Source organism: Mesorhizobium sp. WSM4830, assembly GCF_055811495.1.
In genome coordinates this window covers 140,818-162,765 of record NZ_JBVVQI010000005.1, presented here as the reverse complement: position 1 = coordinate 162,765, position 21,948 = coordinate 140,818, and the positions used below count along the sequence as shown (strand labels likewise).

At 62.5% G+C, this 21,948-nt stretch carries 24 protein-coding genes and 1 pseudogene; 7 read left to right on the top strand and 18 right to left on the bottom strand.

What is annotated here, in order from left to right; all coding sequences use genetic code 11:
- From AC0L2Y_RS09485 to AC0L2Y_RS09460, 6 genes are all read right to left on the bottom strand, one after another.
- On the bottom strand, nucleotides 1–861 hold the full coding sequence (locus AC0L2Y_RS09485) for an ABC transporter permease (protein WP_473555742.1): 861 nt from the start codon (nucleotides 859–861) through the stop codon (nucleotides 1–3).
- A gap of 66 nt (nucleotides 862–927) precedes the next feature.
- Nucleotides 928–1,947: an ABC transporter substrate-binding protein gene (locus AC0L2Y_RS09480; protein ID WP_473555624.1), complete on the bottom strand. Its 1,020-nt coding sequence runs from the start codon at nucleotides 1,945–1,947 to the stop codon at nucleotides 928–930.
- Nucleotides 1,948–2,030: 83 nt separating this feature from the next.
- Nucleotides 2,031–3,506 carry an aldehyde dehydrogenase gene (locus tag AC0L2Y_RS09475; protein ID WP_473555622.1) on the bottom strand — a complete coding sequence of 492 codons (1,476 nt, stop codon included), beginning with the start codon at nucleotides 3,504–3,506 and terminating at the stop codon, nucleotides 2,031–2,033.
- Nucleotides 3,503–4,561 carry an LLM class flavin-dependent oxidoreductase gene (locus tag AC0L2Y_RS09470; protein ID WP_473555620.1) on the bottom strand — a complete coding sequence of 353 codons (1,059 nt, stop codon included), beginning with the start codon at nucleotides 4,559–4,561 and terminating at the stop codon, nucleotides 3,503–3,505. Before AC0L2Y_RS09470 ends, AC0L2Y_RS09475 begins: the two co-directional genes overlap by 4 nt.
- 5 nt (nucleotides 4,562–4,566) lie before the next feature.
- Complete coding sequence (locus AC0L2Y_RS09465; protein WP_473555619.1) at nucleotides 4,567–6,366, bottom strand: alpha/beta fold hydrolase; 1,800 nt, start codon at nucleotides 6,364–6,366, stop codon at nucleotides 4,567–4,569.
- The gene (locus AC0L2Y_RS09460) at nucleotides 6,359–6,946 is read right to left on the bottom strand and encodes an amino acid synthesis family protein (protein ID WP_473555616.1); all 588 of its coding nucleotides are present in this window, start codon (nucleotides 6,944–6,946) and stop codon (nucleotides 6,359–6,361) included. Before AC0L2Y_RS09460 ends, AC0L2Y_RS09465 begins: the two co-directional genes overlap by 8 nt.
- 140 nt (nucleotides 6,947–7,086) lie before the next feature.
- Here AC0L2Y_RS09460 and AC0L2Y_RS09455 point away from each other — a divergent pair, with 140 nt between their 5' ends.
- Nucleotides 7,087–7,758: a GntR family transcriptional regulator gene (locus AC0L2Y_RS09455; RefSeq protein ID WP_473555614.1), complete on the top strand. Its 672-nt coding sequence runs from the start codon at nucleotides 7,087–7,089 to the stop codon at nucleotides 7,756–7,758.
- A 200-nt stretch (nucleotides 7,759–7,958) separates the two neighbouring features.
- Complete coding sequence (gene dusA / locus AC0L2Y_RS09450; RefSeq protein WP_473555612.1) at nucleotides 7,959–8,951, top strand: tRNA dihydrouridine(20/20a) synthase DusA; 993 nt, start codon at nucleotides 7,959–7,961, stop codon at nucleotides 8,949–8,951.
- An 8-nt stretch (nucleotides 8,952–8,959) separates the two neighbouring features.
- On the opposite strand, the gene AC0L2Y_RS09445 is transcribed toward dusA, so the two are convergent.
- Together AC0L2Y_RS09445 and AC0L2Y_RS09440 are read right to left on the bottom strand one after the other, a co-directional pair.
- Nucleotides 8,960–9,664: a TIGR02281 family clan AA aspartic protease gene (locus AC0L2Y_RS09445; RefSeq protein ID WP_473555609.1), complete on the bottom strand. Its 705-nt coding sequence runs from the start codon at nucleotides 9,662–9,664 to the stop codon at nucleotides 8,960–8,962.
- A gap of 13 nt (nucleotides 9,665–9,677) precedes the next feature.
- Entirely contained in the window at nucleotides 9,678–9,911 is a 234-nt protein-coding gene (locus tag AC0L2Y_RS09440) for a DUF1289 domain-containing protein (RefSeq protein ID WP_031193575.1), read from the bottom strand.
- Nucleotides 9,912–10,109: 198 nt separating this feature from the next.
- Here AC0L2Y_RS09440 and AC0L2Y_RS09435 point away from each other — a divergent pair, with 198 nt between their 5' ends.
- Nucleotides 10,110–11,108: a nicotinate-nucleotide--dimethylbenzimidazole phosphoribosyltransferase gene (locus AC0L2Y_RS09435; RefSeq protein WP_473555741.1), complete on the top strand. Its 999-nt coding sequence runs from the start codon at nucleotides 10,110–10,112 to the stop codon at nucleotides 11,106–11,108.
- A 4-nt stretch (nucleotides 11,109–11,112) separates the two neighbouring features.
- Here AC0L2Y_RS09435 and AC0L2Y_RS09430 read toward each other — a convergent pair whose 3' ends face one another.
- Nucleotides 11,113–12,627, bottom strand: a complete 1,515-nt coding sequence (locus AC0L2Y_RS09430) for a sensor histidine kinase (protein WP_473555607.1) — start codon at nucleotides 12,625–12,627, stop codon at nucleotides 11,113–11,115.
- Nucleotides 12,628–12,702: 75 nt separating this feature from the next.
- Here AC0L2Y_RS09430 and AC0L2Y_RS09425 point away from each other — a divergent pair, with 75 nt between their 5' ends.
- From AC0L2Y_RS09425 to AC0L2Y_RS09410, 4 genes and pseudogenes are all read left to right on the top strand, one after another.
- Complete coding sequence (locus AC0L2Y_RS09425; protein WP_473555604.1) at nucleotides 12,703–13,320, top strand: thermonuclease family protein; 618 nt, start codon at nucleotides 12,703–12,705, stop codon at nucleotides 13,318–13,320.
- A 41-nt stretch (nucleotides 13,321–13,361) separates the two neighbouring features.
- On the top strand, nucleotides 13,362–13,973 hold the full coding sequence (locus AC0L2Y_RS09420; RefSeq protein ID WP_352466226.1) for a glutathione S-transferase: 612 nt from the start codon (nucleotides 13,362–13,364) through the stop codon (nucleotides 13,971–13,973).
- A pseudogene (locus AC0L2Y_RS09415) lies at nucleotides 13,913–14,604 on the top strand (uracil-DNA glycosylase family protein). Before AC0L2Y_RS09420 ends, AC0L2Y_RS09415 begins: the two are co-directional and overlap by 61 nt.
- Before the next feature lie 202 nt (nucleotides 14,605–14,806).
- Nucleotides 14,807–15,298 carry an Lrp/AsnC family transcriptional regulator gene (locus AC0L2Y_RS09410; protein WP_006333679.1) on the top strand — a complete coding sequence of 164 codons (492 nt, stop codon included), beginning with the start codon at nucleotides 14,807–14,809 and terminating at the stop codon, nucleotides 15,296–15,298.
- A gap of 11 nt (nucleotides 15,299–15,309) precedes the next feature.
- Here AC0L2Y_RS09410 and AC0L2Y_RS09405 read toward each other — a convergent pair whose 3' ends face one another.
- The 9 genes from AC0L2Y_RS09405 to mobA form a co-directional block, all read right to left on the bottom strand.
- Nucleotides 15,310–15,882: a DUF3299 domain-containing protein gene (locus AC0L2Y_RS09405; protein WP_292653568.1), complete on the bottom strand. Its 573-nt coding sequence runs from the start codon at nucleotides 15,880–15,882 to the stop codon at nucleotides 15,310–15,312.
- Between the two features lie 68 nt (nucleotides 15,883–15,950).
- On the bottom strand, nucleotides 15,951–16,532 hold the full coding sequence (locus tag AC0L2Y_RS09400) for a GNAT family N-acetyltransferase (protein ID WP_473555602.1): 582 nt from the start codon (nucleotides 16,530–16,532) through the stop codon (nucleotides 15,951–15,953).
- Complete coding sequence (locus AC0L2Y_RS09395) at nucleotides 16,492–17,196, bottom strand: DNA alkylation repair protein (RefSeq protein WP_473555599.1); 705 nt, start codon at nucleotides 17,194–17,196, stop codon at nucleotides 16,492–16,494. Before AC0L2Y_RS09395 ends, AC0L2Y_RS09400 begins: the two co-directional genes overlap by 41 nt.
- A gap of 9 nt (nucleotides 17,197–17,205) precedes the next feature.
- On the bottom strand, nucleotides 17,206–18,075 hold the full coding sequence (locus AC0L2Y_RS09390; RefSeq protein WP_473555598.1) for an NAD(P)-dependent oxidoreductase: 870 nt from the start codon (nucleotides 18,073–18,075) through the stop codon (nucleotides 17,206–17,208).
- An 82-nt stretch (nucleotides 18,076–18,157) separates the two neighbouring features.
- On the bottom strand, nucleotides 18,158–18,985 hold the full coding sequence (locus AC0L2Y_RS09385) for an ABC transporter permease (protein ID WP_473555596.1): 828 nt from the start codon (nucleotides 18,983–18,985) through the stop codon (nucleotides 18,158–18,160).
- Nucleotides 18,982–19,695: an ABC transporter permease gene (locus tag AC0L2Y_RS09380; RefSeq protein WP_473555594.1), complete on the bottom strand. Its 714-nt coding sequence runs from the start codon at nucleotides 19,693–19,695 to the stop codon at nucleotides 18,982–18,984. Before AC0L2Y_RS09380 ends, AC0L2Y_RS09385 begins: the two co-directional genes overlap by 4 nt.
- A gap of 118 nt (nucleotides 19,696–19,813) precedes the next feature.
- A complete protein-coding gene (locus tag AC0L2Y_RS09375; RefSeq protein WP_292653573.1) occupies nucleotides 19,814–20,596 on the bottom strand; it encodes an ABC transporter substrate-binding protein in 783 nt (260 codons plus the stop codon).
- A 213-nt stretch (nucleotides 20,597–20,809) separates the two neighbouring features.
- Entirely contained in the window at nucleotides 20,810–21,319 is a 510-nt protein-coding gene (gene mobB, locus AC0L2Y_RS09370) for a molybdopterin-guanine dinucleotide biosynthesis protein B (RefSeq protein WP_473555591.1), read from the bottom strand.
- Nucleotides 21,316–21,945 carry a molybdenum cofactor guanylyltransferase MobA gene (gene mobA / locus AC0L2Y_RS09365; RefSeq protein WP_352491303.1) on the bottom strand — a complete coding sequence of 210 codons (630 nt, stop codon included), beginning with the start codon at nucleotides 21,943–21,945 and terminating at the stop codon, nucleotides 21,316–21,318. Before mobA ends, mobB begins: the two co-directional genes overlap by 4 nt.
- Nucleotides 21,946–21,948 lie beyond the last annotated feature (3 nt).

The window sequence follows — 21,948 nt, the reverse complement described above, 5'->3', positions numbered from 1 at the left end:
TCAGATGCCTCCGCTCGTGCGCCTGGCACCGACAAGGCGCAGCTGCAGCGCGTAGAGAGCCATGGTGACGACAAGCAGGATGAAGGCTGCGGCGCTGCCGAGTCCCCAGTTAAGCAGCGACTGGACCATCTGCGCGATCATTTCGGCAAGCATCATGTTCGACGTGCCGCCGAGCAGTGCCGGCGTGACGAAGTAGCCGAGCGACATGACGAAGACCATCAGGCCGCCGGCCGCGACGCCGGGCAGCGACAGCGGCAGGAGGATGCGGCGGAACGCCTGGAAAGGGCTTGCGCCGCACAGCGACGCCGCACGCAGCGTCATCGGATCGATCGCCCGCAGCGTGCCGACCAGCGGCAGGATCATGAAGGGCAGCATGATATAGACCATGCCGATGGTGACGCCGGTGAGATTGTTGATGAGCGGCAGCGGCTGGTCGATGACGCCGATGGTCATCAGCGTCCGGTTGATGACGCCGGTACGCTGCAGGAGCACCATCCAGGCATAGGTGCGGGTGAGCAGGTTCGTCCACATCGACAGAATGATGATGCCGAAGATGATCGAGGCCAGTCCCGAAGGCATGATCGCCAGCATCCAGGCGACCGGAAAGGCGACAAGGACGGTGACGATGGTGACCAGCGCCGCGACCAGGAATGTGTTGAAGAACACCCGCGCATAGGTGCCGTCACCAAGCAGGGCAGCATAGTTCTGCAAGCCTGGCTCGGGCTCCGTGACACTGCGCAAAAGCAGCGCCAGCACGGGGACGACGAAGAACAGCATAATCAGAATCAGGGCCGGCAGCAGGCCATTGAGACCTGCCGGCACCCGCACCGTTCCAAAGTTCCGGCGTGTTTCGACCGACATGACAGCGACCCGGCTACGGGACGAGACGGTACGAACCGTCTCGTCCATTGCGGTTCAAGGGCGGGCTTATTTCGCCTGCCAGGCATACCAGCGCGCGGCGATGGTGTCGCGATTGGCGGCCCAGTAGTTCATGTCGAGATTGATCTGTCCGTCGACATGAGCATCCGGCAGCGATTTCACGGCATCGGCCGGCATCTCTGCCTTGGCCTTGGTGTTGATCGGCGCATAACCGCTGGCTTCGGCAAATTTGGCCTGGCCAGCGGGGCCGCTCGCCGCGGCGAGGAATTTCATCGCCGTATCCTTGTTCTTGGCACCCTTCGGTACCACCAGGACGTCGGCTGCGGTCAGGTTCTGGTTCCAGGAGACGCCGACATCGGCGCCATCCTTGTTCAGTGCGAAGACGCGGCCGTTCCACAGCTGGCCGAACGTTGCTTCGCCGGATGCGATCAATTGCTGCGACTCCGCCCCGCCACCCCACCAGACGATGTCCGACTTGATGGTGTCGAGTTTCTTGAAGGCGCGATCGAGATCCAGCGGATAGAGCTTGTCCGCCGGAACACCATCGGCCAGCAGCGCGATCTCGATGACGCCGGGCGCCGACCATTTGTAGAAGGTCCGCTTGCCCGGGAACTTCGTCAGGTCGAACATGTCGGCCCAGCCGGCCGGTTCACCCGAAACGGCGCCCTTGTTCCAGGCGAGCACGAAGGAATAGTAGAAACTGCCGACGGCGTGATCGGTGGTGAAGCGCGGATCGAGGTCGGCCTTCGGCACGGTCTTGAAGTCGATCGGCTCGAGCAGACCGTCCTTGGCCGCCTTGATGGCGAAATCCATCTCGACGTCGACGACGTCCCAGTTGACACTGCCGCTATCGACCATCGCCTTCAGCTTGCCGTAGTCGGTCGGGCCATCCTGCATGACCTTGATGCCGGATGCAGCGGTGAACGGCTCGGCCCAGGATTTGGTCTGCGCTTCCTGGGTCGTCCCGCCCCAGCTGGTGAACACCATGTCCTCGGCCTTTGCGTCCGTCGTTGCCAGAACTGTCGTTGCAATAAATCCGGCAAGGATGCCGGTGATGATCAGTTTCATGTCGTTCTCCTCTGTTGTTTTCGTTGTTGTCTGTTCGCGATCGGTCGTTTTCGCCTTGATCGCGCATCTCCGGCCAGCGGCGGCTACCGCATGACAAAAGGATCGGGAATCGGGTCGTCGGAGGTGCGTATCCACACCGATTTCGAACGCGTGTAGTCGCGGATCGCATCGAGGCCGCCCTCGCGGCCGAGCCCGGATTGGCCGTAGCCGCCAAACGGAACCAGCGGCGAGACCGCCCGATAGGTGTTGATCCAGACCACGCCGGCATGGATGCCGCGCGCCATGCGGTGGGCTTTTGCCAGATTGGTGGTGAACACGCCGGACGCCAGGCCGAACTTCGTGTCGTTGGCGAGCGAAAGCGCTTCAGCTTCGCTGTCGAAGGCAAGCACCGAGAGCACCGGGCCGAAGAGCTCTTCGCGCACGCAGGCAAGGGTCTGATCAGGCGCGTCGATAATCGTCGGCGCGTAATAGAAGCCGCCCGCCATGCCCGTGGGGCGGATGCCGCCGGTGACCAGCCGCCCGCCGGCGGCCAGGCTTTCAGCAACGATCTTCTCTATCCATTCGCGCTGGCGCGAGGTGGCGAGCGGTCCCATTTCGGTCGCGGGATCCTGCGGATCGCCAATCCTGATCGCCTCGGCCTTGCGCTTGAGCCGGGCGAGGAGTTCGTCCTTCACGGAGCGCTGGACCAGCAGCCGAGAGCCGGCGACGCAGCTCTGGCCGGTGGCAGCGAAGATGCCTGCAACGACCGCGTTGGCGGCGCTGTCCAGATCGGCATCGGCAAACACCACGACCGGGCTTTTGCCGCCGAGCTCGAGCGTCGTGAAGGCGAGGTTTTCCGCCGTATTCCTGACGATCTGCCGAGCGGTCGAGGGACCGCCGGTGAAGGCGACGCGGGCGACGAGCGGATGACTGGTCAGGCGGTGACCGCAATCGTGGCCGAAGCCGGTCAGGATGTTGACGGTCCCGGCGGGAAATCCCGCCTCATGGACGAATTCGGCGAAGGCCAGCAACGGGGCAGGGCCGTCTTCCGATGCTTTCAGAACGATGGTGCAGCCGGCCGCCAGCGCCGGCCCGAGCTTGACGGCGGACAGGAAGAGCTGCGAATTCCACGGCACAATGGCGGCGACCACTCCGATCGGTTCGGGCCGGATGGTTACTTCCATGTCGGCCTTATCGATGGGGACGAATGAGCCCTCGTGCTTGTCGGCCAGCCCGCCATAATAGCGGTAGTAGTCGCCGACATAGGCGATCTGGGCGCGGGTCTCGCGGATGATCTTGCCGGTGTCGCGTGTCTCGAGTTCAGCCAGCCGGTCGGCATTGGCGACCACCAGATCGCCGAGCCTCACCAGAAGCTTGCCGCGTGCCGTTGCCGTCATCGCTGCCCACGGGGCACAGCGCAGCGCCCGGTGAGCGGCTTCGACGGCGCGGTCGACATCATCAGATGATGCAGCGGGCATCGTCGCCCATGGCGCGCCCGTCGAGGGATCGATGCTGTCGAAGGTCGCCGCCACTTCGACGAAGCTGCCGTCTATATAGTTCCTGAATTGAGTGGTGCTCATCGCAATCTAGCTTTCGGCTCGGAAAAGGCCGGCATCACCCTGTCGATGAAGAGCTGCAGCGATTTCTTCTTGCGCTGATGGGAAAGGCCGCTGTCGATCCAGATCGAATACTGATCGTAGCCGAGCGCTTCGTAGGCCTTCAGCCTGGCGATCACCTCGTCGGCTTCGCCAATGACCAGGTTCTGCTTGATCTTGTCAGGCGCATATTGCGGCATGGCCCCGATCTCGTCTTCGGTCAGCGCTTCCATCATGCCCTGGTGCACCGGCTTCTTGTTCTGGAACCAGGCGCCGAACTGGCAGTAGAACTGCGACAGATCCTGCGCGAGCCGGTCAGCATCCGCGGCGTCCTCGGCGACGAAAGTATGCATAAGCAGCATGATCTCCGGCCTTGGTACGTCGGGGTGGGCATTGCACGCCGCGTTGAAACGCTCCATCAGGCTGGCCACTTCGTCATCGCCCGAGGCAAGCGGCGTAACCTGGACGTTGCATTTGCTGGAAACCGCAAAGTCGTGCGAGTTCGGATCGCGTGCGGCCACCCAGATCGGCGGATAAGGCTTTTGCAACGGCTTGGGCGACGAGGTGGTTGAAGGAAACGACCAGAACTCGCCGGCGAGTTCGAAGTCACCATCCCAAAGGCCCCGGATCGCTGGCACCATCTCGCGCATACGCTGGCCGGCACCCCAGGCCTCGAGGCCTGGGAAAAGTCGCAGGTATTCATAAGCGTAGGCGCCGCGCGCAATGCCGATGTCGAGACGGCCGCCGGTGATGACGTCGGCCATCGCCGCTTCGCCGGCAAGCTTGATCGGGTGCCAGAATGGCGCGACGATGGTTCCGGTGCCGAGCCGGATGCGCCTGGTTTTGGCGGCGAGCCAGGCGATGTTGATGAACGGATTCGGCGAGATGGTGAATTCCATCCCGTGATGCTCGCCGATCCAGGCAGTCTCGAATCCTGCCTTTTCGGCCTGCAGCACCAGCTCCTCCAACTCGCCGACAAGCTCGGAATGCGGCTTTGCCAGATCCGACCGCTCCATGTGGACGAAAAGCGAAAATTTCATCGGTTTCACCCGCGGCCGGAAAGACGAATTTGAGAAGAAGAGGGCTTGGCGAGCGGCCGGACTTCGCCTTCGACCTCGTTGCCGACATAGACGCCGAATGCATCTTCCGTACGTTCGCGCGCATAGCGGGCAAGCATCGAACGCACTGCGGGATCGGCGATCTTCAGATCCGCGATCTTCTCGATGTCGACAAGCCGCATCTGGCGATCGTCGGAATAGGGTCCCTCGACCGTTCCGCGATAATAAACATGCGTGCGCCAGGGTTCGGCGGCATCGTCCCACACCGCGAACAGGAAGCCGAGCTGGGCGTCTATGGCCTTGGCGGCAAGGCGCCCCTTGAGACTGCGCGCATCGTTCGGCGTGCCCAATCCGCGTCCGGCTGGCAATTCATGAAACCCATCGGCCGTTGCGAAGAACAGCACACGGCCCTCATTCTCGAGAATGGCGCCGATCTCCGTATCGGGGGGCGCCGCCGCCAGGGCCTCCTGGCTGAGGCCAGGCGTGACGTAGGTGCCTCTGCAATAACCGAGGGGCTGAGCTCCGTTGTGACTGAAGTCACGGACGCGGCCGATGAGGATCGAGTGATCGCCAGCATCGACCAGTTGCTCCATGCCGCAATCGAACACCGCAACGCAGCCGTCGACCAGCGGATTGCCGGTCCGGCCCGGTTGCCAGCTCACGGCCGCGAACTTGTCCGCTGCTTTGGAAGCGAAGATGCCGGAATGGGCCTTCTGGTCCTCTGACAGGATGTTGATGGCGAAACCTCTCGACGTCGAAAAAGCACTGTGCCCCAGCGCCCTCTTGGCGATGCAGACAAGCACCAGCGGCGGCTCGAGCGAGACCGAGGTGAACGAGTTGGCGGTGAAGCCGCGCGGTTCGCCTTCCGTGCTGATCGTTGTGACGATGGTGACACCGGTCAGGAAGGAGCCGAGCGCGCGCCGGAATTCGCCGCTGTCAAAGACTGCATCCGTCTCCGGGTTCACGCCAGCGTCTCCTGCCGTGTCGAGAAATTCCATGATGTGTTTGGTCACTTTTTCAGGTGAAGCCATTGCCATCATGTGCCTTTCTCCATTGAGCACGAGGCATTGACCGTGCGGCGCAAGCCTCGCCATCGCCGCCGACATGGCCGGGGTCGAATTGCTGTCTTGCGACCCGGTCATAAACAGGGCCGGTGCGGCAAGACTCGGGAGGGCATCGGCATGCTCGGCATCGGCACGGGCAAAGAGGCGATAGGTGCGCGCGTAGCCTTCGGGTTCGACCCTTTCAAGGGCGGCGCGCGCGGTAGAGGCCGCGTCGACAAGGTTCGCAGGCAGCGGGTCGCCGAACCAGCGGGCAAGTGTTGCCGCAATGGCGGAAGGATTGCCACGGGGGCCAAGCGCGGCCGCCCGCTCGCGCACGGCCTGCGTCAAGGCCGCGGGGCGGCGGAACACCGCGTTGAGGCACACGATGGCGCGAACGCGCAAAGGGGCGCGAAGGGCGATTTCCAGTGCGACCAGCGCGCCCATCGAATGACCGACGATCGACACCGACGCCACGCCAAGATGGTCGAGCAGGCGAACCGCCTGATCGGCGAAATCCGACAGGCTGGCTTCTTCCGGCGGCAGCGGTGAAACGCCGTGGCCGAGCATGTCGATGGCGATCAGGTCATGATGGTCTTTCATCGCCGCGATCTGATCGTGCCAGATCGCGGCGTTCATGCCGACACCGTGAATGAGCAGAACCGGCGCGCCGGAGCCGGCGCGGATGAAGCCGGTGCCGTCCGGAGCCGTGTCCCGGACCCATGCGGTGGCAGCGACATCAGCCATGCAGGTCTCCGACCTCCTTGAGGTCCTGATAGCGGTCGCCGATGCGATGGTGCGGGCGGCCGCCAATCGAAGCGCCAAGCGCCACCACCAGTTCGTCGGGCGCGGGCGCGTCGCCGATTTGGAAATGTACGGTCAGATAGTGGGAGCGGCGGCCTTCGTCGTTCTTGTCCATCAGCGGGATCATGATCGGGGTGTTCGGCCCTCCGCGCAGATTGGTGAAGGCGAGATAGGTCTTGGCGCCGACCGCGCGACGGTAATGGTTGCCGAAATGCAGCGTATGGATCAGCGCCGATGCGTGCTCGATCTCGCCAGCCGTGCCGCAGACCGCGGCCTTGCCATAACCCTCTATTGCCTCGCCGGAACCGGCAACGGCGATAATCTCGCGGGTCAGCAGTTCGCCGAGGAAGGGAGCAATGACACGGATCTCCGGCGACAGGTCGTCGGTGAAACCGCAGCCCGCCCAAGGGTTTGTCAGCACGGCGGCGACGCCGATCAGACGCAACGGTTTTGGGGCTTCCTTGCCGCCCTCGATTAGCGTGTTCTCGATGTAGGTGACGATCTTTCGAATGGCTGGTTTCATGAAAGTCCTCGGTCGCCATGGCGCTGTGCAACGCCGAAATCTTTACATCATCTTATGGTATACCATACTATGGAGCACCGGGAGCCTTGTCAATCGGCTATGGAATCTGTTTTGTGGCCGGATCGGGGTAGGGAGAGAAGATGTCAGGCGATACGCTGCGGATCGACCGCTCTGCCAAGACGCTGAGGACGCTGGCGCTGGAGCGCATGCGTGAAGCGATCATGGGCTTCCATTTCCAGCCTGGTGAAAGGCTGGTCGAGCGGCCGCTATGCGATCAGCTCGGGGTTAGCCGTTCCGTCGTGCGCGAGGTCCTGCGGCAGCTGGAGGCGGAAGGCCTGGTGCAGATGATACCGGGCCACGGACCCGCCGTGGCCAAGCCGGATCTCGGCCGCGCCGACGAAATCTATGAATTGCGGGCGCTGCTCGAGGGCATCGCGGCGCGGGCTTGCGCCCTAACGGCCACGGACGCGCAGATCGCTTTGCTCGATGACGCCTTGACGAACCTGCTTGAGGCGTGGGCGTCCGGTGCGCCTGTCGAGGTGATGCGGGCAACGACCAAGTTCTACGAAACGCTGTTCGAGGCCGCCGACAAGCGCATTGCCTGGGAAATCGTGACGGGGCTGAATGTCCGCATCAATCAGCTCCGCTCAATGACGATCGCATCGGAGAACCGCCGCGAGCCGGCGATCGCCGAAATGACCGAAATCATGGATGCAATCCGGTCGCGCAAGCCGGACGAGGCGGAGGCGGCGGCGCGGCGGCATGTCGAATCCGCGTGGCAGATCGCCCGCAACACGCTTCGCCTTGGCTGACTGGTTTGCCGCCAACGCGGTTCATCGTTCCATGGAAGGCGTCTAACTGGTGCGTACAGCGAGGTGTGTGACGTGACTAAATTGCTTTCAGTTGCGGCGGCAAAATCGTATATCGGGTCAGTTAGGTGAGCATCTCTTGCCAAATTGCTCTGTCATTCGAAACGGAGTATCGGACGGACTGAGACAGAGAAAATAGTAAAATGAATATGCTACGCCACAGACTTGCGGTGGCGCCGATGATGGATTGGACGGACCGGCACTGCCGGTTCTTCCATCGCCAGCTGACGCGCGAGGCGCTGCTCTACACCGAGATGGTGGTGGCCGATGCGGTCATCCACGGCGCACGCGAGCGGCTGCTCGGCTTCGACGACAACGAACATCCGGTGGCTCTGCAGCTCGGCGGCGCCGATCCTGGAAAGCTGGCCGAGGCGGCGCGCATCGGCGAAGCCTTCGGCTATGATGAAATCAACCTCAATGTCGGCTGCCCGTCCGACCGCGTCCAGTCGGGCACCTTCGGCGCCTGCCTGATGAAGGCGCCCGTGCTCGTCGCGGATTGCGTCGCGGCGATGAAGGCGGCGGTGAAAATACCGGTTACCGTCAAATGCCGCATCGGCGTCGATGAGCAGGATCCGGAACCGGCACTCGATTCGTTGGCCGACGGTGTTTTCGCGGCCGGCGCAGACGCGCTGTGGGTGCACGCCCGCAAGGCCTGGTTGGAAGGACTGAGCCCAAAGGAAAATCGCGACATCCCACCGCTCGACTATGGCCGCGTCTATCGGCTGAAAGCCAGAAAGAAAAACAAATTCATCGGCATCAACGGCGGCATTCAATCTCTCGCAGAGGCGCTGACGCATCTCGACCATGTCGATGGCGCCATGCTCGGCCGCGCCGCCTATCACACGCCAGGGATACTGACCGGCATCGATGCCGCGTTTTACGGCAGCACAGCTGAGCCGTTCGATTTTGCCGCACTGATCGATGCGATGGCGGACTACGCGGCACGCCATATCGAACAGGGCGGCCGGCTGGGGCATGTCACCCGGCACATGGTCGGGCTGTTTCACGGCCTGCCCGGTGCACGCCGCTACCGGCAGATCCTTTCCATCGAGGCGACCAAGCAGGGTGCCGGACCGCAGGTGCTCAAGGCGGCTTTCGCAGAGGTCGATTTCGGCAGGACCGCAGAGGCGGCCTGAGGAAAAACTTAATCCCGCAACACCATGCGGTCACCGCGTACGTCGAAGCCCGATAGCGAGCCGATGAAATTCATGCCGAGCAGGCTCTGGCCGAGCGTGCCGGGTGCGGCGATCATGATGGGCATGTCCTTGCGCACGATGCCGCCGATCGACAGTTCATCGGTTCTTACGGCGGCGGCGCGTGTCATGCCGTTGGCGGTAGAGATCGGTATGGTGAAGCGGAGAGCCGCCGAATTGAACCCGACCGCCAGCGCGTCCTCGGCGGTCAGCACGGTGCTGGTTGCGCCGGTGTCGACAACCGTCAGGATCGGCGTGCCGTTGATCGTGACGCGCGCTTCGAAATGGCCGCTGCCGGCCTTGTCCAGGGTGACGGTGGCATGGCCTTCTTCCACGCCCAGCGCCAGCGGACTGCCGGGAACAAGGCCAGCGGTGATGCGGCTGGCGAAATCCTGCAATTCATAGCGGTACTGATAGCCGGCGATCAGCGCCAGCACGATGGCACCCCAGGCGCCGAGGCTGCGGGCCATGGTGCCTAACGGCCTGCCTGATCTGAGCAGGCCGGCGCCGACGAGCGCCGCTAAAGCGCCAAGCCAGATCAGCTGGCTGAAATCGTAATTCTCAACGCCGAATGTGCTGCCGGCGGAATCGTTGAGCATGAGCAGGAGTACACCCGCCCCGATCGCGACGATCAGAATCCACAACAGTCGGTTCATCTCTGCGGCCGGTTCACGAGAGGGCGTCGCGTTCGCGTGCCATGCGGCTGCGACGGGTTTCCCGGCGGGGGCGTCGCTCGACCGTTTCCAGCCTTGCCGGCAGCTCGGCCATGACGCTGCGGCGCGTTTGTGGGGTCATGTCGATCCAGGCGGCGATTTCCTCGCGCGTGCGCCCGCAACCGAAACAGAAGCCGGTTTTCATGTCGATCGAGCAGACCAGGATACACGGAGATTCAATGGCCGTCATAAGGATTTCCTTGGCTAGCCTCCACATGGTGCAACGACAATGTCAATGCAAGCCCTCCGGGATGCGCCGCCAACGGGTGCTTTCGCGTCAATACCGCCAAGTTGTACCGGGGCCTGGAGGTTGTGCCGGCTTGAGGTTGTGCCGGCTGGCCAAGGCGGCTATGCCGCTAACCAATTCACACGGACGATCGCCATCGACATGACCAGCGCGCTGCCTTTCGACGATTTTCGCGACCTCCTGGTGAGCCTGCGGCCGGCAGATATGGCGGCCAACGCCCGCGTGCGCCAGCTGTTTGCCAGGGCAGACAAGACCAAAGGCTCGCTCGGCCGCATCGAGGACATCGCCGCATGGCTCGCCGGCTGGAGCGGTCGCGCGCCGCCGGCGGTGACGCGACCATTGGTGGCAATCTTTGCCGGCAATCATGGCGTCACCCGCTACGGCATTTCACCGCGCCCCGCCGCCGCCACGGCAAATGCAGTCGAGCTCTGCGCCGCCGGCGGTGCAGCGATCAACCAGATCTGCATAGCCAACGATCTCGGCTTGAAGGTGTTCGATCTGGCTCTGCACATCCCGACAGCCGACATCACCGAGGATGCGGCACTAGACGAGCGCGGTTGCGCCGCCACCATGGCCTTCGGCATGGAAGCGATTGCCGGCGGCACCGACCTGCTTTGCCTTGGCGACCTCGGCGTCGGCAATTCGACTGTTGCCGCGGCGCTTTGCACGGCACTGTTCGGCGGCACCGGCGCCGACTGGGTTGGCCCTGGATCAGGGGCCGACGCGGCGATGCAGAGGCGCAAGGCGGAGGTAGTCGATGCCGCGATCGCGTTTCACGGCGCGAGCCTCAAGGACCCGCTGGAAGCGCTGCGCCGCGTCGGCGGACGAGAATTCGCGGCGATCTGCGGCGCCATTCTGGCGGCGCGGATGCAGAAGATCCCTGTGCTGCTCGACGGGTTTGCGGTAACCGCGGCCGCTGGTGTCCTACATGCCGCCAACCCCGCCGCGCTCGATCATTGTCTCCTTGCAAGCCTGTCGCCGGAGCCTGGTCATGCCAAGGCCGCCGAGCGCCTCGGCCTTCGCCCGCTGCTCGATCTGGGCGTCAGTCAAGGCGAGGGGGTAGGGGCGGCTCTTGCCGCCGGCCTGGTCAAGGCGGCCGCGCTGACCAGCTCCGGCATGGCAGCCGCGGTCCGCGGTTAAGCATTCAGCGCCGGCGCGAAGCAACCGCCTTGGTCGGCAGCGCCGGCAGTTCCTCCATCACCCGGCTCAGCGGGAAGATGGCGATCGCCTCGGTGCCTTCGCGTAGCCTGGAATGGAGCTGGAATTCGCCGCCATGCATGGCCAGCAGGCCTTGCACGATCGGCAGGCCAAGCCCGGTGCCCTGTTCGGCGCTCTTGATGGCGATCGAGCCCTGGCCGAAGGCCGAGAGCACGATCGGAATCTCGTCTTCCGGTATGCCCGGCCCATTGTCCTTGACGGAGAGATATTGCCCGCCGCCCGCCGTCCAGCCGACGCGCACGCGGATTTCGCCGCCGGTCGCGGTGAACTTGATGGCATTGGACAAGAGGTTGAGCGCAATCTGCCGCACCGCGCGTTCGTCGGCGAACAGGCGCGGCAAGGCGTTTTCGAAATCCTGGACGATGCGGATGTCCTTGTTGCGCGCCTTCAGCTCCATCATGTGGCAGCAATCCTCGACGACGGAGAGCAGCATCATCGGCTCCTCGTTGAGCTGGTAGCGGCCCGCTTCGATGCGCGACAAATCGAGAATTTCGTTGATCAGGTCGAGCAGATGCTGTCCGGAGTCATGCACGTCACGGGCATAGTCGCGATAGGTCGGGTTGCTCATCGGGCCGAGCACCTCGTTGGCCATCACTTCGGAAAAGCCGAGAATGGCGTTGAGCGGTGTGCGCAGTTCGTGGCTCATCGAGGCCAGGAAACGCGATTTCGCCAGATTGGCGTCTTCCGCCCGCCGCCGTGCCTCGTCCGACATCGATTTCGCCGTCTCCAATTCGGCGATCAGCGCATCCTTTTCGGAGCGGAACGAAAGCAGCATCAGCGAGGAACGGTTGAGCTGGCGCGCCACATAGGCGAAGAAAGGCAGCGACGCGATCAGCAAACCGGCCATGATCACTTCGACCGGCATCCATAATTTTGCGCTGGCATAGGCATAGATGGCGGCCGGGAGGGCGAAGGTCGCCAACAGCGCGCCGCGCAGGGACGATGCCAGGATCGCGGTTGCCGACATGGCGAGCAGCAGCACCACCGCCTTGGCGACCTGGAACTGATCGATTTGGCAAGTTTCGCAGCCGAGCCATGCGAACCAGGCCCAGCCAAGCCCGCAAAGAAAATGGCCGATCAGGAAATCCCTATGCGTCTCCAGCGGGTTGAGCTCGGACGCTTGAGTGACGCGTCTCGCCATGAATGCAACGATGGTATAGCAGATGAATGTGAACAGCGCCCAGACGCCGATCTCCTTGCCGATGCCCGCGAGCAAGCCTGCCGCGGCCGTTGCCAGAACGAGCAGCGGGATGACGATCACGCCGCCGGTCATCGAAAGCGCGTGGAGCTTCAACAGCTCGCGGTCGAAGTCGGGATTTCCGGCTTGCTGCGAAAGACGGTCGCGCGTCTTGCGGACCGCGCGCGCGACATCGCTGTTGCGATGGCGTTTCCTGCGGTCCACAATAAACTTGTCCGCCGTGGTCGAGCGTTGCAGGGGCATGAAGTCTTCAATTTACGCGGGCAGCAATTTCAAATCGTTAAGCTACGTTCGAATGATTAACCAACGGTTTGCCATATGAGCCGTTCGTGGTCGCGATGGCCGCGCCCGCGATACTATGCGCCGCGTCCCCTGTGGCGCAGGCTGATGGACTATGGGCTGACACTCACCGTGCTCGGCTTGCTGATCCTCCTGGCGGCGCGCCTCGACCGGGTGGAGACGCGCAAGACGGAGGGCGCGGCCATTGTCAATGACGGCGATAGCATCACGCTCGGCAGCGAGCGCATCCGCATGCGTGGCATCGACGCCCCGGAATATTCGCAGATCTGCCGCAAGGACGGTGCCGATTATCCCTGCGGCAAGCTGGCGCGGCAGTCCCTGGTGCGGTTGATAGCCGGCAAAGCCGTCTCCTGCAGCGGCTGGCAGCGCGACCGCTACGGCAGGCTGCTCGGCGACTGCAAGGTCGGCGGCAAGGATCTCAACCGCGCGCAGGTCGAGGCCGGCTGGGCGGTCGCCTTTGGCGATTTCGAGACCGAGGAAGCTGCTGCGCGCGCGGGCAAAGCCGGCATCTGGGCCGGAACTTTCGACGAGCCGAAGAACTGGCGCGAGAGCCACGGCCACGAGATGGTCGAAAGAAAGCACGGCACCTTGGCGTCGATCGGCGATGCCTTGCGCGAAATTTTTCGCTTCTGGTGAGCTGTGCCTATAGTTCGTCGAGACGGACGAGGAGGATAGAGATGAAGCTGTTCGACGGCGGGCGCGCGCCCAATCCACGTCGGGTTCGGATTTTTCTGGCCGAAAAGGGACTTCAGGTGCCGCTGGTGCCCGTCGACATGGGCGCGCTGGAGCACAAAGAGCAGCCGGTCAGCTCGCGCAATCCGCTGAAGCGTCTGCCGGTGCTCGAGCTCGACGATGGCACCATCATCACCGAATCCGTCGCAATCTGTCGTTACTTCGAGGAGCTGCACCCCGAGCCGGCTTTGTTCGGGCGTGGCGCGCTCGGCAAGGCGATCGTCGAGATGTGGCAAAGACGTGTGGAGTTCAATCTGTTCGGCTGCGTCGCCGCGGCGTTCCGGCATATCCACCCCGCAATGAGGGAATGGGAGATCCCGCAAATCCCCGAATGGGGTGAGGCCAACAAGCCGAAGGCGATCGAATTCCTGAGATTTCTGGACACTGAGCTCGCCGGCAGGGAATTCGTCGCCGGTGATGCCTATTCGATCGCCGACATCACCGGGCTGGTCGCCATCGACTTCATGAAGCCGGCTCGCATCAAGGTACCCGAAGAGTGCACCAACGTGCTGCGCTGGTATCGAGAAATCTCCAGCCGGCCGAGTGCAGCCGCCTGACAATGAGTTCCGAATGAGCGAAGAGCTGGAAGCCCTGGCGGCGAGGGTACGCGCCTGCCGCATCTGCGTCGATAGGCCGGCCGGCAGGCCGTTGCCGCACCAACCGCGGCCCGTGCTCAGGCCATCTTCGAGCGCACGTATCCTGATTGCCAGCCAGGCGCCGGGTACCAAGGTCCACGTGTCAGGCATGCCGTTCACCGACGCCTCCGGCGACCGACTGCGAAGCTGGCTAGGCGTCGGCAGCGAGGAATTCTATGACACGGACAAGTTTGCCATCGTGCCGATGGGCTTTTGCTTTCCCGGTCAGGACGCCAAGGGCGCCGACCTGCCGCCGCGCCGCGAATGTGCGCCGGCATGGCGCACATCGCTGATGGCGCTGATGCCGCAAGTCGATATGGTGCTGACGATCGGCATCTACGCGCAAAGCTGGCATATGGGCGCGGCGCGCCGTCCCTCGCTGACGGAAACGGTCATGGATTGGCGTGCCATCTGGGCGGCGGCGACCGACCCGAAAGTCCTGCCGCTGCCGCACCCGTCCTGGCGCAACACCGGCTGGCTGAAGCGCAATCCATGGTTTGAAATGGATTTGCTGCCCTTTCTGAGATCGGAAATCCGCTATCGCCTCGGCTAGGCATTCGGCAAGAAATCACTCGCTTTTGCGCTATTCAACAGAATTTCTTTCTTGTAATAGGCTTGAGCAAGAGGGAATATGGTAATCCATTCCTCGAAGCGCGTCGCGCATGAGGGGACGCGCGTTAAATTCTTGTTTTTATGCATGTCGTTGTGCCAAGGCCGCTGCGCACTTTGGACGACTTGCATCAGGGGAGCACCCAATGGACCGCCTCGATAGAAAAATCCTCCGCCTCCTTCAGGAGGATGCGACGCTTGCAGTCGCCGACGTCGCCAAGAAGGTGGGCCTGTCGACGACGCCGTGCTGGCGGCGCATCCAGAAGCTCGAGGAAGAGGGCGTCATCAAGCGGCGTGTCGCCATCCTCGATCATGAAAAGGTCAATGTGCGGGTCACCGTGTTCGTCTCGATCCGCACCAATTCGCACAGCCATGAATGGCTGCGGCGCTTTTCGGAGGTTATCCAGGAATTTCCCGAAGTGGTCGAATTCTACCGCATGAGCGGCGACGTCGACTATCTCTTGCGCGTCGTGGTGCCCGACATCGCCGCCTACGACGCCTTCTACAAGCGGCTGATCGCCAAGATCGAGATCCGCGACGTGTCGTCTTCCTTCGCCATGGAGCAGATCAAATACACGACCGAGATGCCGCTGGATTACATGGTGCTCGACAAGGAGTCCGGCGCCAACGCCGCCTGAGATTCTTCTGCTTAGTTCTTCTTTTTGTTGAGGAAAGTCCAGGGCGAGTTGACCGGCAGCGTGATCGTATCCGGCACGGTGTCGACGTCGACCACCTCGGCCTTGCGCACGGTGTAGCCCGACTGGATGACGCTTACACCGTCAAGGATAAAAAGCTGACTCTTCTCCATGCCCGGCTGCAATGCGCCGGTTACCGAAACCGGCTGGTAGGCCTCAGACATCCGGTAGGGTTGGGCAGGCGTAACGAGGACGATCTGGTTGGGCGGCGGCGTCGGCATATGGCTGCAGGCTCCCGTCCAGGGCACCAGCAGGAATTGATAGACGAGATCACCGTCGCGATCGACCGGCAGTGCATAGCCCGCGAGTTGTACGGTCTTGTCCTGCAAGTTGAGTGACAGCGTCTCGCCATGATCCGGCATTTTGGCCGCGATCATTGGCAGCCCGACGCTTTCGGCGGCTGCCTGGCTCGCCGGGCGCAGATCCTTCCAGAAAATATGCATCGTCCCGGCGCAAGCGTTGCCTGCGACAACAGACGCGAACACTGCGGCTGCAAGCGTCGCGCCTGACTTGAGACGGTTTTTCATTCCTGCTCCACTGCTGAGCCTTGATCTGCGGCCTATGCCAGCAAGTAAAGCTGCCGCTGTCGCCAAGGTCAACGTTCAAGCCGCATCACATGCCGGCGCGAGCCGGTCATGCCGATCTCGCGAAAGCCGCGGGCGGCGAACATGTCCCGAAAACCCATAAAGCTGTAGCTCGGCGACGCCTGGTCGACGGGATAAGCCTCGATCGTCGTGGCGCCTTTGGCAAAGGCGTGATCGATGGCTGCATCAAGCAATGCGCTCGCCAGCCCGCCGCCGCGCAACGCTCTAGGCACAAAGAAGCAGACGATCGACCAGATCCCCGCCTCGCGGTCGTCCTGCTGCCGTGACAGCTTGCGGTAGGTCTCGCGCGGCGCGACCGAGCACCAGCCGACGGTCCGGCCATCGTTCTGGGCGACAATGCCGACCGGCGTGCCGGCGTCGATCAGCGCCATCATCGCGCGTTTCTTCTCGACGTTCTCGACATGCTCGCGGCGGTCAAGATTGCGCCAAGCCATACACCAGCAGTATTTCGGCCCGCCGGGTTGCTCGAACAGGTTTTCGAAATCGGCGCGCGTCGATTGCGTCACCTCCGTGAAGCGCAGTTCGCTCAGGTCAAGCTTTTCTGTCAGCGAGCCGCTCAAGCGTCTTGGCATCGGAAAGTTCCTTCACGGCGTCCTTGCCGATCCAGCGTGCAGTCTTGTCCGTCGAGGCTGCCAGTTTTTGCGCCACGGCAAGGGCAGGGCGGTGCAAATTCATCGATCGCTTGCCGATCGAACGAAGCGCCCAGTTCACGGCCTTCTTCACAAAATTGCGGCCGTCGGTCGCATGCGCTTCGATGATCGACAGGAATTCGAGGAAGGTCGTGTCGGGTTCCTTCTTCCGGTGAACCACCGACCAGGCCATCATCGCAAAAGCCGTGCGCCGAACGAATTCCCGTTCGTCGACCGCGAATTCGGCGATCAATTCCCTCCAGCAATCCGTATCAACAAAGAGATCGGAGACCCCGTCGACGATATCCCAGGAGTCGAAAGTCGCCGCCCATCGTCTTGCATCCGCGGCGGAGAACCGCTCCGGATCGGCTGTCACGGAAGCGATGAACTGCGCCTCCATGATGCCTGTCTGCCAAAGCTCGAAGGCACGCTCATGGTTGCGCTTGATTTTCTTGGCAATCTGCCGCTGCACGCCATGCGAGATACCGAGCGCACGTTCGATCTTGATGCCGTAGCGCAGCATGCCAAGTCGATTTTCCTCCGAGGCGATCGAGCGCAGATGAGCGACGATTTCGTCGGCGCTGGATTGAGGCGAAAGCTCGGCCACGGTGAAGTCCTATTTCTCCAGCCGCGCCAGCAGCGAGGACGTGTCCCAGCGCTTGCCGCCCATCGCCTGCACGTCCTTGTAGAACTGGTCGACAAGTGCCGTCACCGGTAGTTTGGCGCCGTTGCGGTCGGCCTCGGCGAGGCAGATGCCAAGATCCTTGCGCATCCAGTCGACGGCGAAGCCGAAATCATATTTGCCGGCGTTCATCGTCTTGTGGCGGTTCTCCATCTGCCAGGAACCGGCGGCGCCCTTGGAGATCACCTCGATGACCTTTTCGATGTCGAGCCCAGCCTTTTGGCCGAAATGGATGCCCTCGGCCAGGCCCTGAACGAGGCCGGCGATGCAGATCTGGTTGATCATCTTGGTGAGCTGGCCAGCCCCGGCCGGTCCCATCAATCCGATCATGCGGGCATAAGCATCTATGACTGGCTTGGCCTTGTCGAAGGCGTCTGGCTCGCCACCGACCATCACGGTCAGCATGCCGTTCTCGGCGCCTGCCTGACCGCCGGAGACCGGGGCGTCGAGAAACGCAAACCCGAGCGCTTGCGCCTGCTGCGCCAGTTCGCGCGCGACCTCGGCCGATGCCGTGGTGTTGTCGATGAAGATGGCGCCTTTCTTCATGGAATTGAAGGCGCCTCCGGCGCCGGTCGTTACCGAGCGCAGATCGTCGTCATTGCCGACGCACGAAAAGACGAAGTCCTTGCCCTCGGCCGCCTCCGCCGGCGTCGCGGCGAAGCTGCCGCCATGCTGGACAACCCACTGCTCGGCCTTGGCCCTGGTGCGGTTGTAGACGGTGACGTCATGACCACCCTTGTTCTTGAGATGCCCGGCCATCGGATAGCCCATGACGCCAAGACCGAGAAATGCCACCGAAGCCATGTTTTCGAAATCCTTTCAAGCCTGCTTTCCGGCCTTCTTACCGGATCAGGCCTTCTTAGCGGATGAGATAGTGCGGTGGGAGTCAGCGGTGCAGATGGATGGTGATGCGCCGTTCGATCCATTCGACTGCGTGGCGCAACATCTCGACAATGATCAGGTAGACGATCGCCGCCCAGATAAAGGACTGGAAGTCGAAAGTGCGCGCATAGGTGAGCTTCGTCACGCCCATCAGATCGTAGACGGTGATGATGGCGACGATCGCCGAGCCCTTGATCATCAGGATGATCTCGTTGCCGTAGGGTCGCAGCGCGACGATCAGCGCCTGCGGCAGGATGATCTTCCACATCGTCTGCAGTTTGTGCAGGCCGAGCGAGGCGGCACCTTCCCATTGGCCCCTCGGCACGCTCTCGATCGCGCCACGCAAAATCTCGGCCTGGTACGCGGCAGTATTCAGTGAAAAGGCGAAGATCGCGCAGTTGAACGCCTCGCGGAAGAAACCCCACAGGCCGACCATCTCGAGCTCCGGCCGGAAGGAGCCCAACCCGTAGTAGACCAGGAAGGTCTGCGCCAACAGCGGCGTGCCGCGAAAGAAATAGACATAGGCATAGGCGAACCCCGAAAGGATCGGGTTCTTCGACATGCGTGCATAGGCGATCGGCACTGACAGGATCGCACCAAGCACAATCGAGATGGCAACCAGCAACAGGGTGATGCCGAGGCCGGATATGTAACCGGGTGCATATTTCTGGAAGAACTCCGGGTTCCACGCAGCGACCAGGTAGACGACCATGCCAATGCCGAGAGCGATCCACAGGCCGACCAGGACATGGCCGAGGATGCGTTGGCGCGACCAGCCGCGTGCGGGCGGCGGCGGCCGGTCGACCTTCAGCGTATCGGTGGCCAGGCTCATCTCTTGACCTCTCTGCCGCCGACCGCTCGTTCGATCGCATTGATACCGAAGGAGGAGACGATCGCCAGCAGGAGATAAATCAGGCTGGCAAAACCATAAAACAGGAAGGCATGCTTGGTGACGCGCGCGGCAACCCCGCTCTGCCGGAGGATCTCGTTGAGGCCAACGGCCGATACGAGGGCGGTGTCCTTGAGCAGGATCAGCCAGAGATTGGCAAGTCCGGGCAACGCGATGCGGATCAACTGCGGCAGCACGATCAGCCGCATCGTCTGACCGCTGGACAGGCCAACTGAATAGCCTCCCTCATATTGCCCTTTTGGAATGGCACGGAAGGCGGATAAAAATACCTCGCTGGAATAAGAGGAGAAAATAAAGCATAGCGCGATCATGCCGGCGACGAAGCTGTTGACGTCGGCGGACGTTCCGGGGCTCACCAGCCGGACAATGTACTGCAGGATCAATGGGATGCCGAAGAAGATCAGAAACAGCGTGAGCAGCTCGGGTATTCCGCGAAAAATCGTGGTGTAGATGTTCCCGGCCAGTCTCAGCGACGGCTCTTCCGACTGTTTGGCCAGCGCCACGAAAAAGCCGAGCGTCAGGCCAAATGGCAAAGTGGCCAGCGCAAGACATACCGTGACAAACACACCCGCGGCGATGTCGTCGAGCCAGCCTTCGGGTCCCCAACTGAGAAGCGTCAGTGCGCTCTGCATCCGCCGGCCTGTTCTCCTTGAGGCTCTTTGCCACCCGTGCCGCGTCACCCCTCGTGCGCGGCATCCTTATAAGAACGGCGGGAATCTCCCGCCGTTCACGTCGACCTATGTCGGTCGATCAGGACTCGCCGCCATAGACGTCGAATTTGAAGTACTTGTCGTTGATTTCCTTGTACTTTCCATTCGCGCGGATGGCGTCGATCGCCGCATTGAACTGGTTGACCAGATCGGTCTCGCCCTTGCGCACGGCAATGCCGGCGCCCGGACCGTGGATTTCGATAACCGGCTGGATTGTGCCGACCAGCTTGCAGCAGGCGCCGTCCGGCGAATCCAGCCATTGCTGCAGCACGACGACGTCGTCATTGGCGGCATCGAGCCGGCCATTGGCCAGATCGAGCTGGTATTCCTGCGCGGTCGGGTACGGCTTGACGGTGCTGTCGGTATAAGTCTTGGTCGAATAGTTGAAATGCGTGGTGGACGCCTGCACGCCGATTGTCTTGCCGGCCAAGTCTTCCTTGGTGACACCCTTGATGTCGGTGTCCTTGGGCGCGGCGATCGCCGGCGGCGTATTGTAATATTTGTGGGTGAAGTCGACCTTCTCGGCGCGTTCCGGCGTGATCGACATAGACGCGACGATGGCGTCGAACTTGCCTGCCTGAAGGGCTGGAATGATGCCGTCCCAGTCCTGCGCGACAAAGGTGCACTTCACCTTCATCTCGTCGCAGAGCGCCTTGGCAATGTCGATATCGAAGCCTACGAGCTGGCCGTCGGCTGTCAGATTGTTGAATGGGGGATAGGCTCCCTCGGTGCCGATCCGCAAGGTTTTTTCCTGGGCCTGGGCAACGCCAAGCGTCAGCAGCGCAGCCGATGCGGCGAGCGCGATACGCAGTGCAATACGCATAATGGTCCTCTCTGTTGGTCCCGGCCGTCGTTCCCGAACGGCTCTGTGGGCGGTGCTTTTGACCGCCCGCTGGCGCGATACTCCCATTCTTTCCCAAGAAAAAGCAACTGCAAAACCGTCGCTTGAGGGAAGGTCATGTTCAGAAAGCGATGACGCTGGGTCAGACGCCTAAATTGGAAAGTAAGTGGGCGGAAACTGTCTTCTGCCGCATTCTCAGCGCGACAGGCCGGTGGCGCGCTCGATGAAGTCAGCTATCGAATTCGTGTCGTCGAGATCGAAAACCGGCAAGTCTTCGCCGACAATGGGGAAGTCGGACGCGATGGCGACAATGTGTGGATCGCCTGCCGAGAGCGGTGTCCGGTCCTTGGCCTCGAGCCGTCTCGTCTCGATTTTCTTGTGCGCCTCGCGCTTGTACCCCTCGACCAGCACGATATCGGAGGGTGCCAGCCGTGACAGGATCGCGTCCAGCGTCGGCTCGTCCTCGCCCCGCAATTCGTGCATCAGCGCCCAGCGCCTGCCCGACACGACCGCGACCTCCGTCGCTCCCGCCTGCCGGTGGCGAAAGCTGTCCGCGCCGGGTTTGTCGATGTCGAAATCATGATGGGCGTGTTTTACAGTCGACACTTTCCAGTTGCGCCGGACGAGTTCTGCTACCAGCTTTTCGGTCAATGTCGTCTTGCCGGAGTTCTTCCAGCCGGTGATGCCGAAAATACGTCTTTTCATGGCTCGATGCTCTGCAACAGATGCGCGGCCTGGGCAAGGTCGTCCGGAGTGTTGATGTTGAAGAACGGATCTATCTCGGCCCCGCCGGATTTCAGGATGGGAAATTCCACCTCGACAAAACCGTGCCGGTCGATGAACGCCGAAACGCGCCGATTGTCTTCCTCGACGAGAAATTGTCGCAAGACCTGGCCGGAACTCAGCGGCCACAGCGCAAAGGTCGGATGCCGTTTGCCGCCGGAACAGGCGACCGCAATCGAGCCGGGGCGTTCGTCGGCTGCCGCAAGCAGCCGCTCGACCATGTCCCTGGGCAGGAAAGGCGTGTCGCCGGCAGCCGTGACCAGCGCCTGGCAAGTCGTGTCGAAAGCCCATTCGAGGCCGGTCAGGATCCCGGCAAGCGGCCCGGCATAACCCTTGACGGTGTCGGCAAGCACCGGAAGCCCCGTCGCGGCAAACCGTGCCGGATCGCCATTCGCGTTTAGCGCAAGCGGGCCGACTTGCGGGCCAAGGCGCGAAACGACACGGTCGAGCAGAGTACCGTCGCCAAGTGCAAGCAGGGTCTTGTCGCCGCCACCCATCCGGCTCGACCGGCCGCCGGCCAGAATGATCCCTGCGATATGTCGGCCCATCGT

Bases quoted from the DNA above. Each gene is read 5' to 3' on its own strand.
- AC0L2Y_RS09485 (WP_473555742.1), bottom strand. From the start codon at position 861: ATGTCGGTCGAAACACGCCGGAACTTTGGAACGGTGCGGGTGCCGGCA.
- AC0L2Y_RS09480 (WP_473555624.1), bottom strand. From the start codon at position 1,947: ATGAAACTGATCATCACCGGCATCCTTGCCGGATTTATTGCAACGACA.
- AC0L2Y_RS09475 (WP_473555622.1), bottom strand. From the start codon at position 3,506: ATGAGCACCACTCAATTCAGGAACTATATAGACGGCAGCTTCGTCGAA.
- AC0L2Y_RS09470 (WP_473555620.1), bottom strand. From the start codon at position 4,561: ATGAAATTTTCGCTTTTCGTCCACATGGAGCGGTCGGATCTGGCAAAG.
- AC0L2Y_RS09465 (WP_473555619.1), bottom strand. From the start codon at position 6,366: ATGGCTGATGTCGCTGCCACCGCATGGGTCCGGGACACGGCTCCGGAC.
- AC0L2Y_RS09460 (WP_473555616.1), bottom strand. From the start codon at position 6,946: ATGAAACCAGCCATTCGAAAGATCGTCACCTACATCGAGAACACGCTA.
- AC0L2Y_RS09455 (WP_473555614.1), top strand. From the start codon at position 7,087: ATGTCAGGCGATACGCTGCGGATCGACCGCTCTGCCAAGACGCTGAGG.
- dusA (WP_473555612.1), top strand. From the start codon at position 7,959: ATGAATATGCTACGCCACAGACTTGCGGTGGCGCCGATGATGGATTGG.
- AC0L2Y_RS09445 (WP_473555609.1), bottom strand. From the start codon at position 9,664: ATGAACCGACTGTTGTGGATTCTGATCGTCGCGATCGGGGCGGGTGTA.
- AC0L2Y_RS09440 (WP_031193575.1), bottom strand. From the start codon at position 9,911: ATGACGGCCATTGAATCTCCGTGTATCCTGGTCTGCTCGATCGACATG.
- AC0L2Y_RS09435 (WP_473555741.1), top strand. From the start codon at position 10,110: ATGACCAGCGCGCTGCCTTTCGACGATTTTCGCGACCTCCTGGTGAGC.
- AC0L2Y_RS09430 (WP_473555607.1), bottom strand. From the start codon at position 12,627: ATGCCCCTGCAACGCTCGACCACGGCGGACAAGTTTATTGTGGACCGC.
- AC0L2Y_RS09425 (WP_473555604.1), top strand. From the start codon at position 12,703: ATGAGCCGTTCGTGGTCGCGATGGCCGCGCCCGCGATACTATGCGCCG.
- AC0L2Y_RS09420 (WP_352466226.1), top strand. From the start codon at position 13,362: ATGAAGCTGTTCGACGGCGGGCGCGCGCCCAATCCACGTCGGGTTCGG.
- AC0L2Y_RS09410 (WP_006333679.1), top strand. From the start codon at position 14,807: ATGGACCGCCTCGATAGAAAAATCCTCCGCCTCCTTCAGGAGGATGCG.
- AC0L2Y_RS09405 (WP_292653568.1), bottom strand. From the start codon at position 15,882: ATGAAAAACCGTCTCAAGTCAGGCGCGACGCTTGCAGCCGCAGTGTTC.
- AC0L2Y_RS09400 (WP_473555602.1), bottom strand. From the start codon at position 16,532: ATGCCAAGACGCTTGAGCGGCTCGCTGACAGAAAAGCTTGACCTGAGC.
- AC0L2Y_RS09390 (WP_473555598.1), bottom strand. From the start codon at position 18,075: ATGGCTTCGGTGGCATTTCTCGGTCTTGGCGTCATGGGCTATCCGATG.
- AC0L2Y_RS09385 (WP_473555596.1), bottom strand. From the start codon at position 18,985: ATGAGCCTGGCCACCGATACGCTGAAGGTCGACCGGCCGCCGCCGCCC.
- AC0L2Y_RS09380 (WP_473555594.1), bottom strand. From the start codon at position 19,695: ATGCAGAGCGCACTGACGCTTCTCAGTTGGGGACCCGAAGGCTGGCTC.
- AC0L2Y_RS09375 (WP_292653573.1), bottom strand. From the start codon at position 20,596: ATGCGTATTGCACTGCGTATCGCGCTCGCCGCATCGGCTGCGCTGCTG.
- mobB (WP_473555591.1), bottom strand. From the start codon at position 21,319: ATGAAAAGACGTATTTTCGGCATCACCGGCTGGAAGAACTCCGGCAAG.
- mobA (WP_352491303.1), bottom strand. From the start codon at position 21,945: ATGGGCCGACATATCGCAGGGATCATTCTGGCCGGCGGCCGGTCGAGC.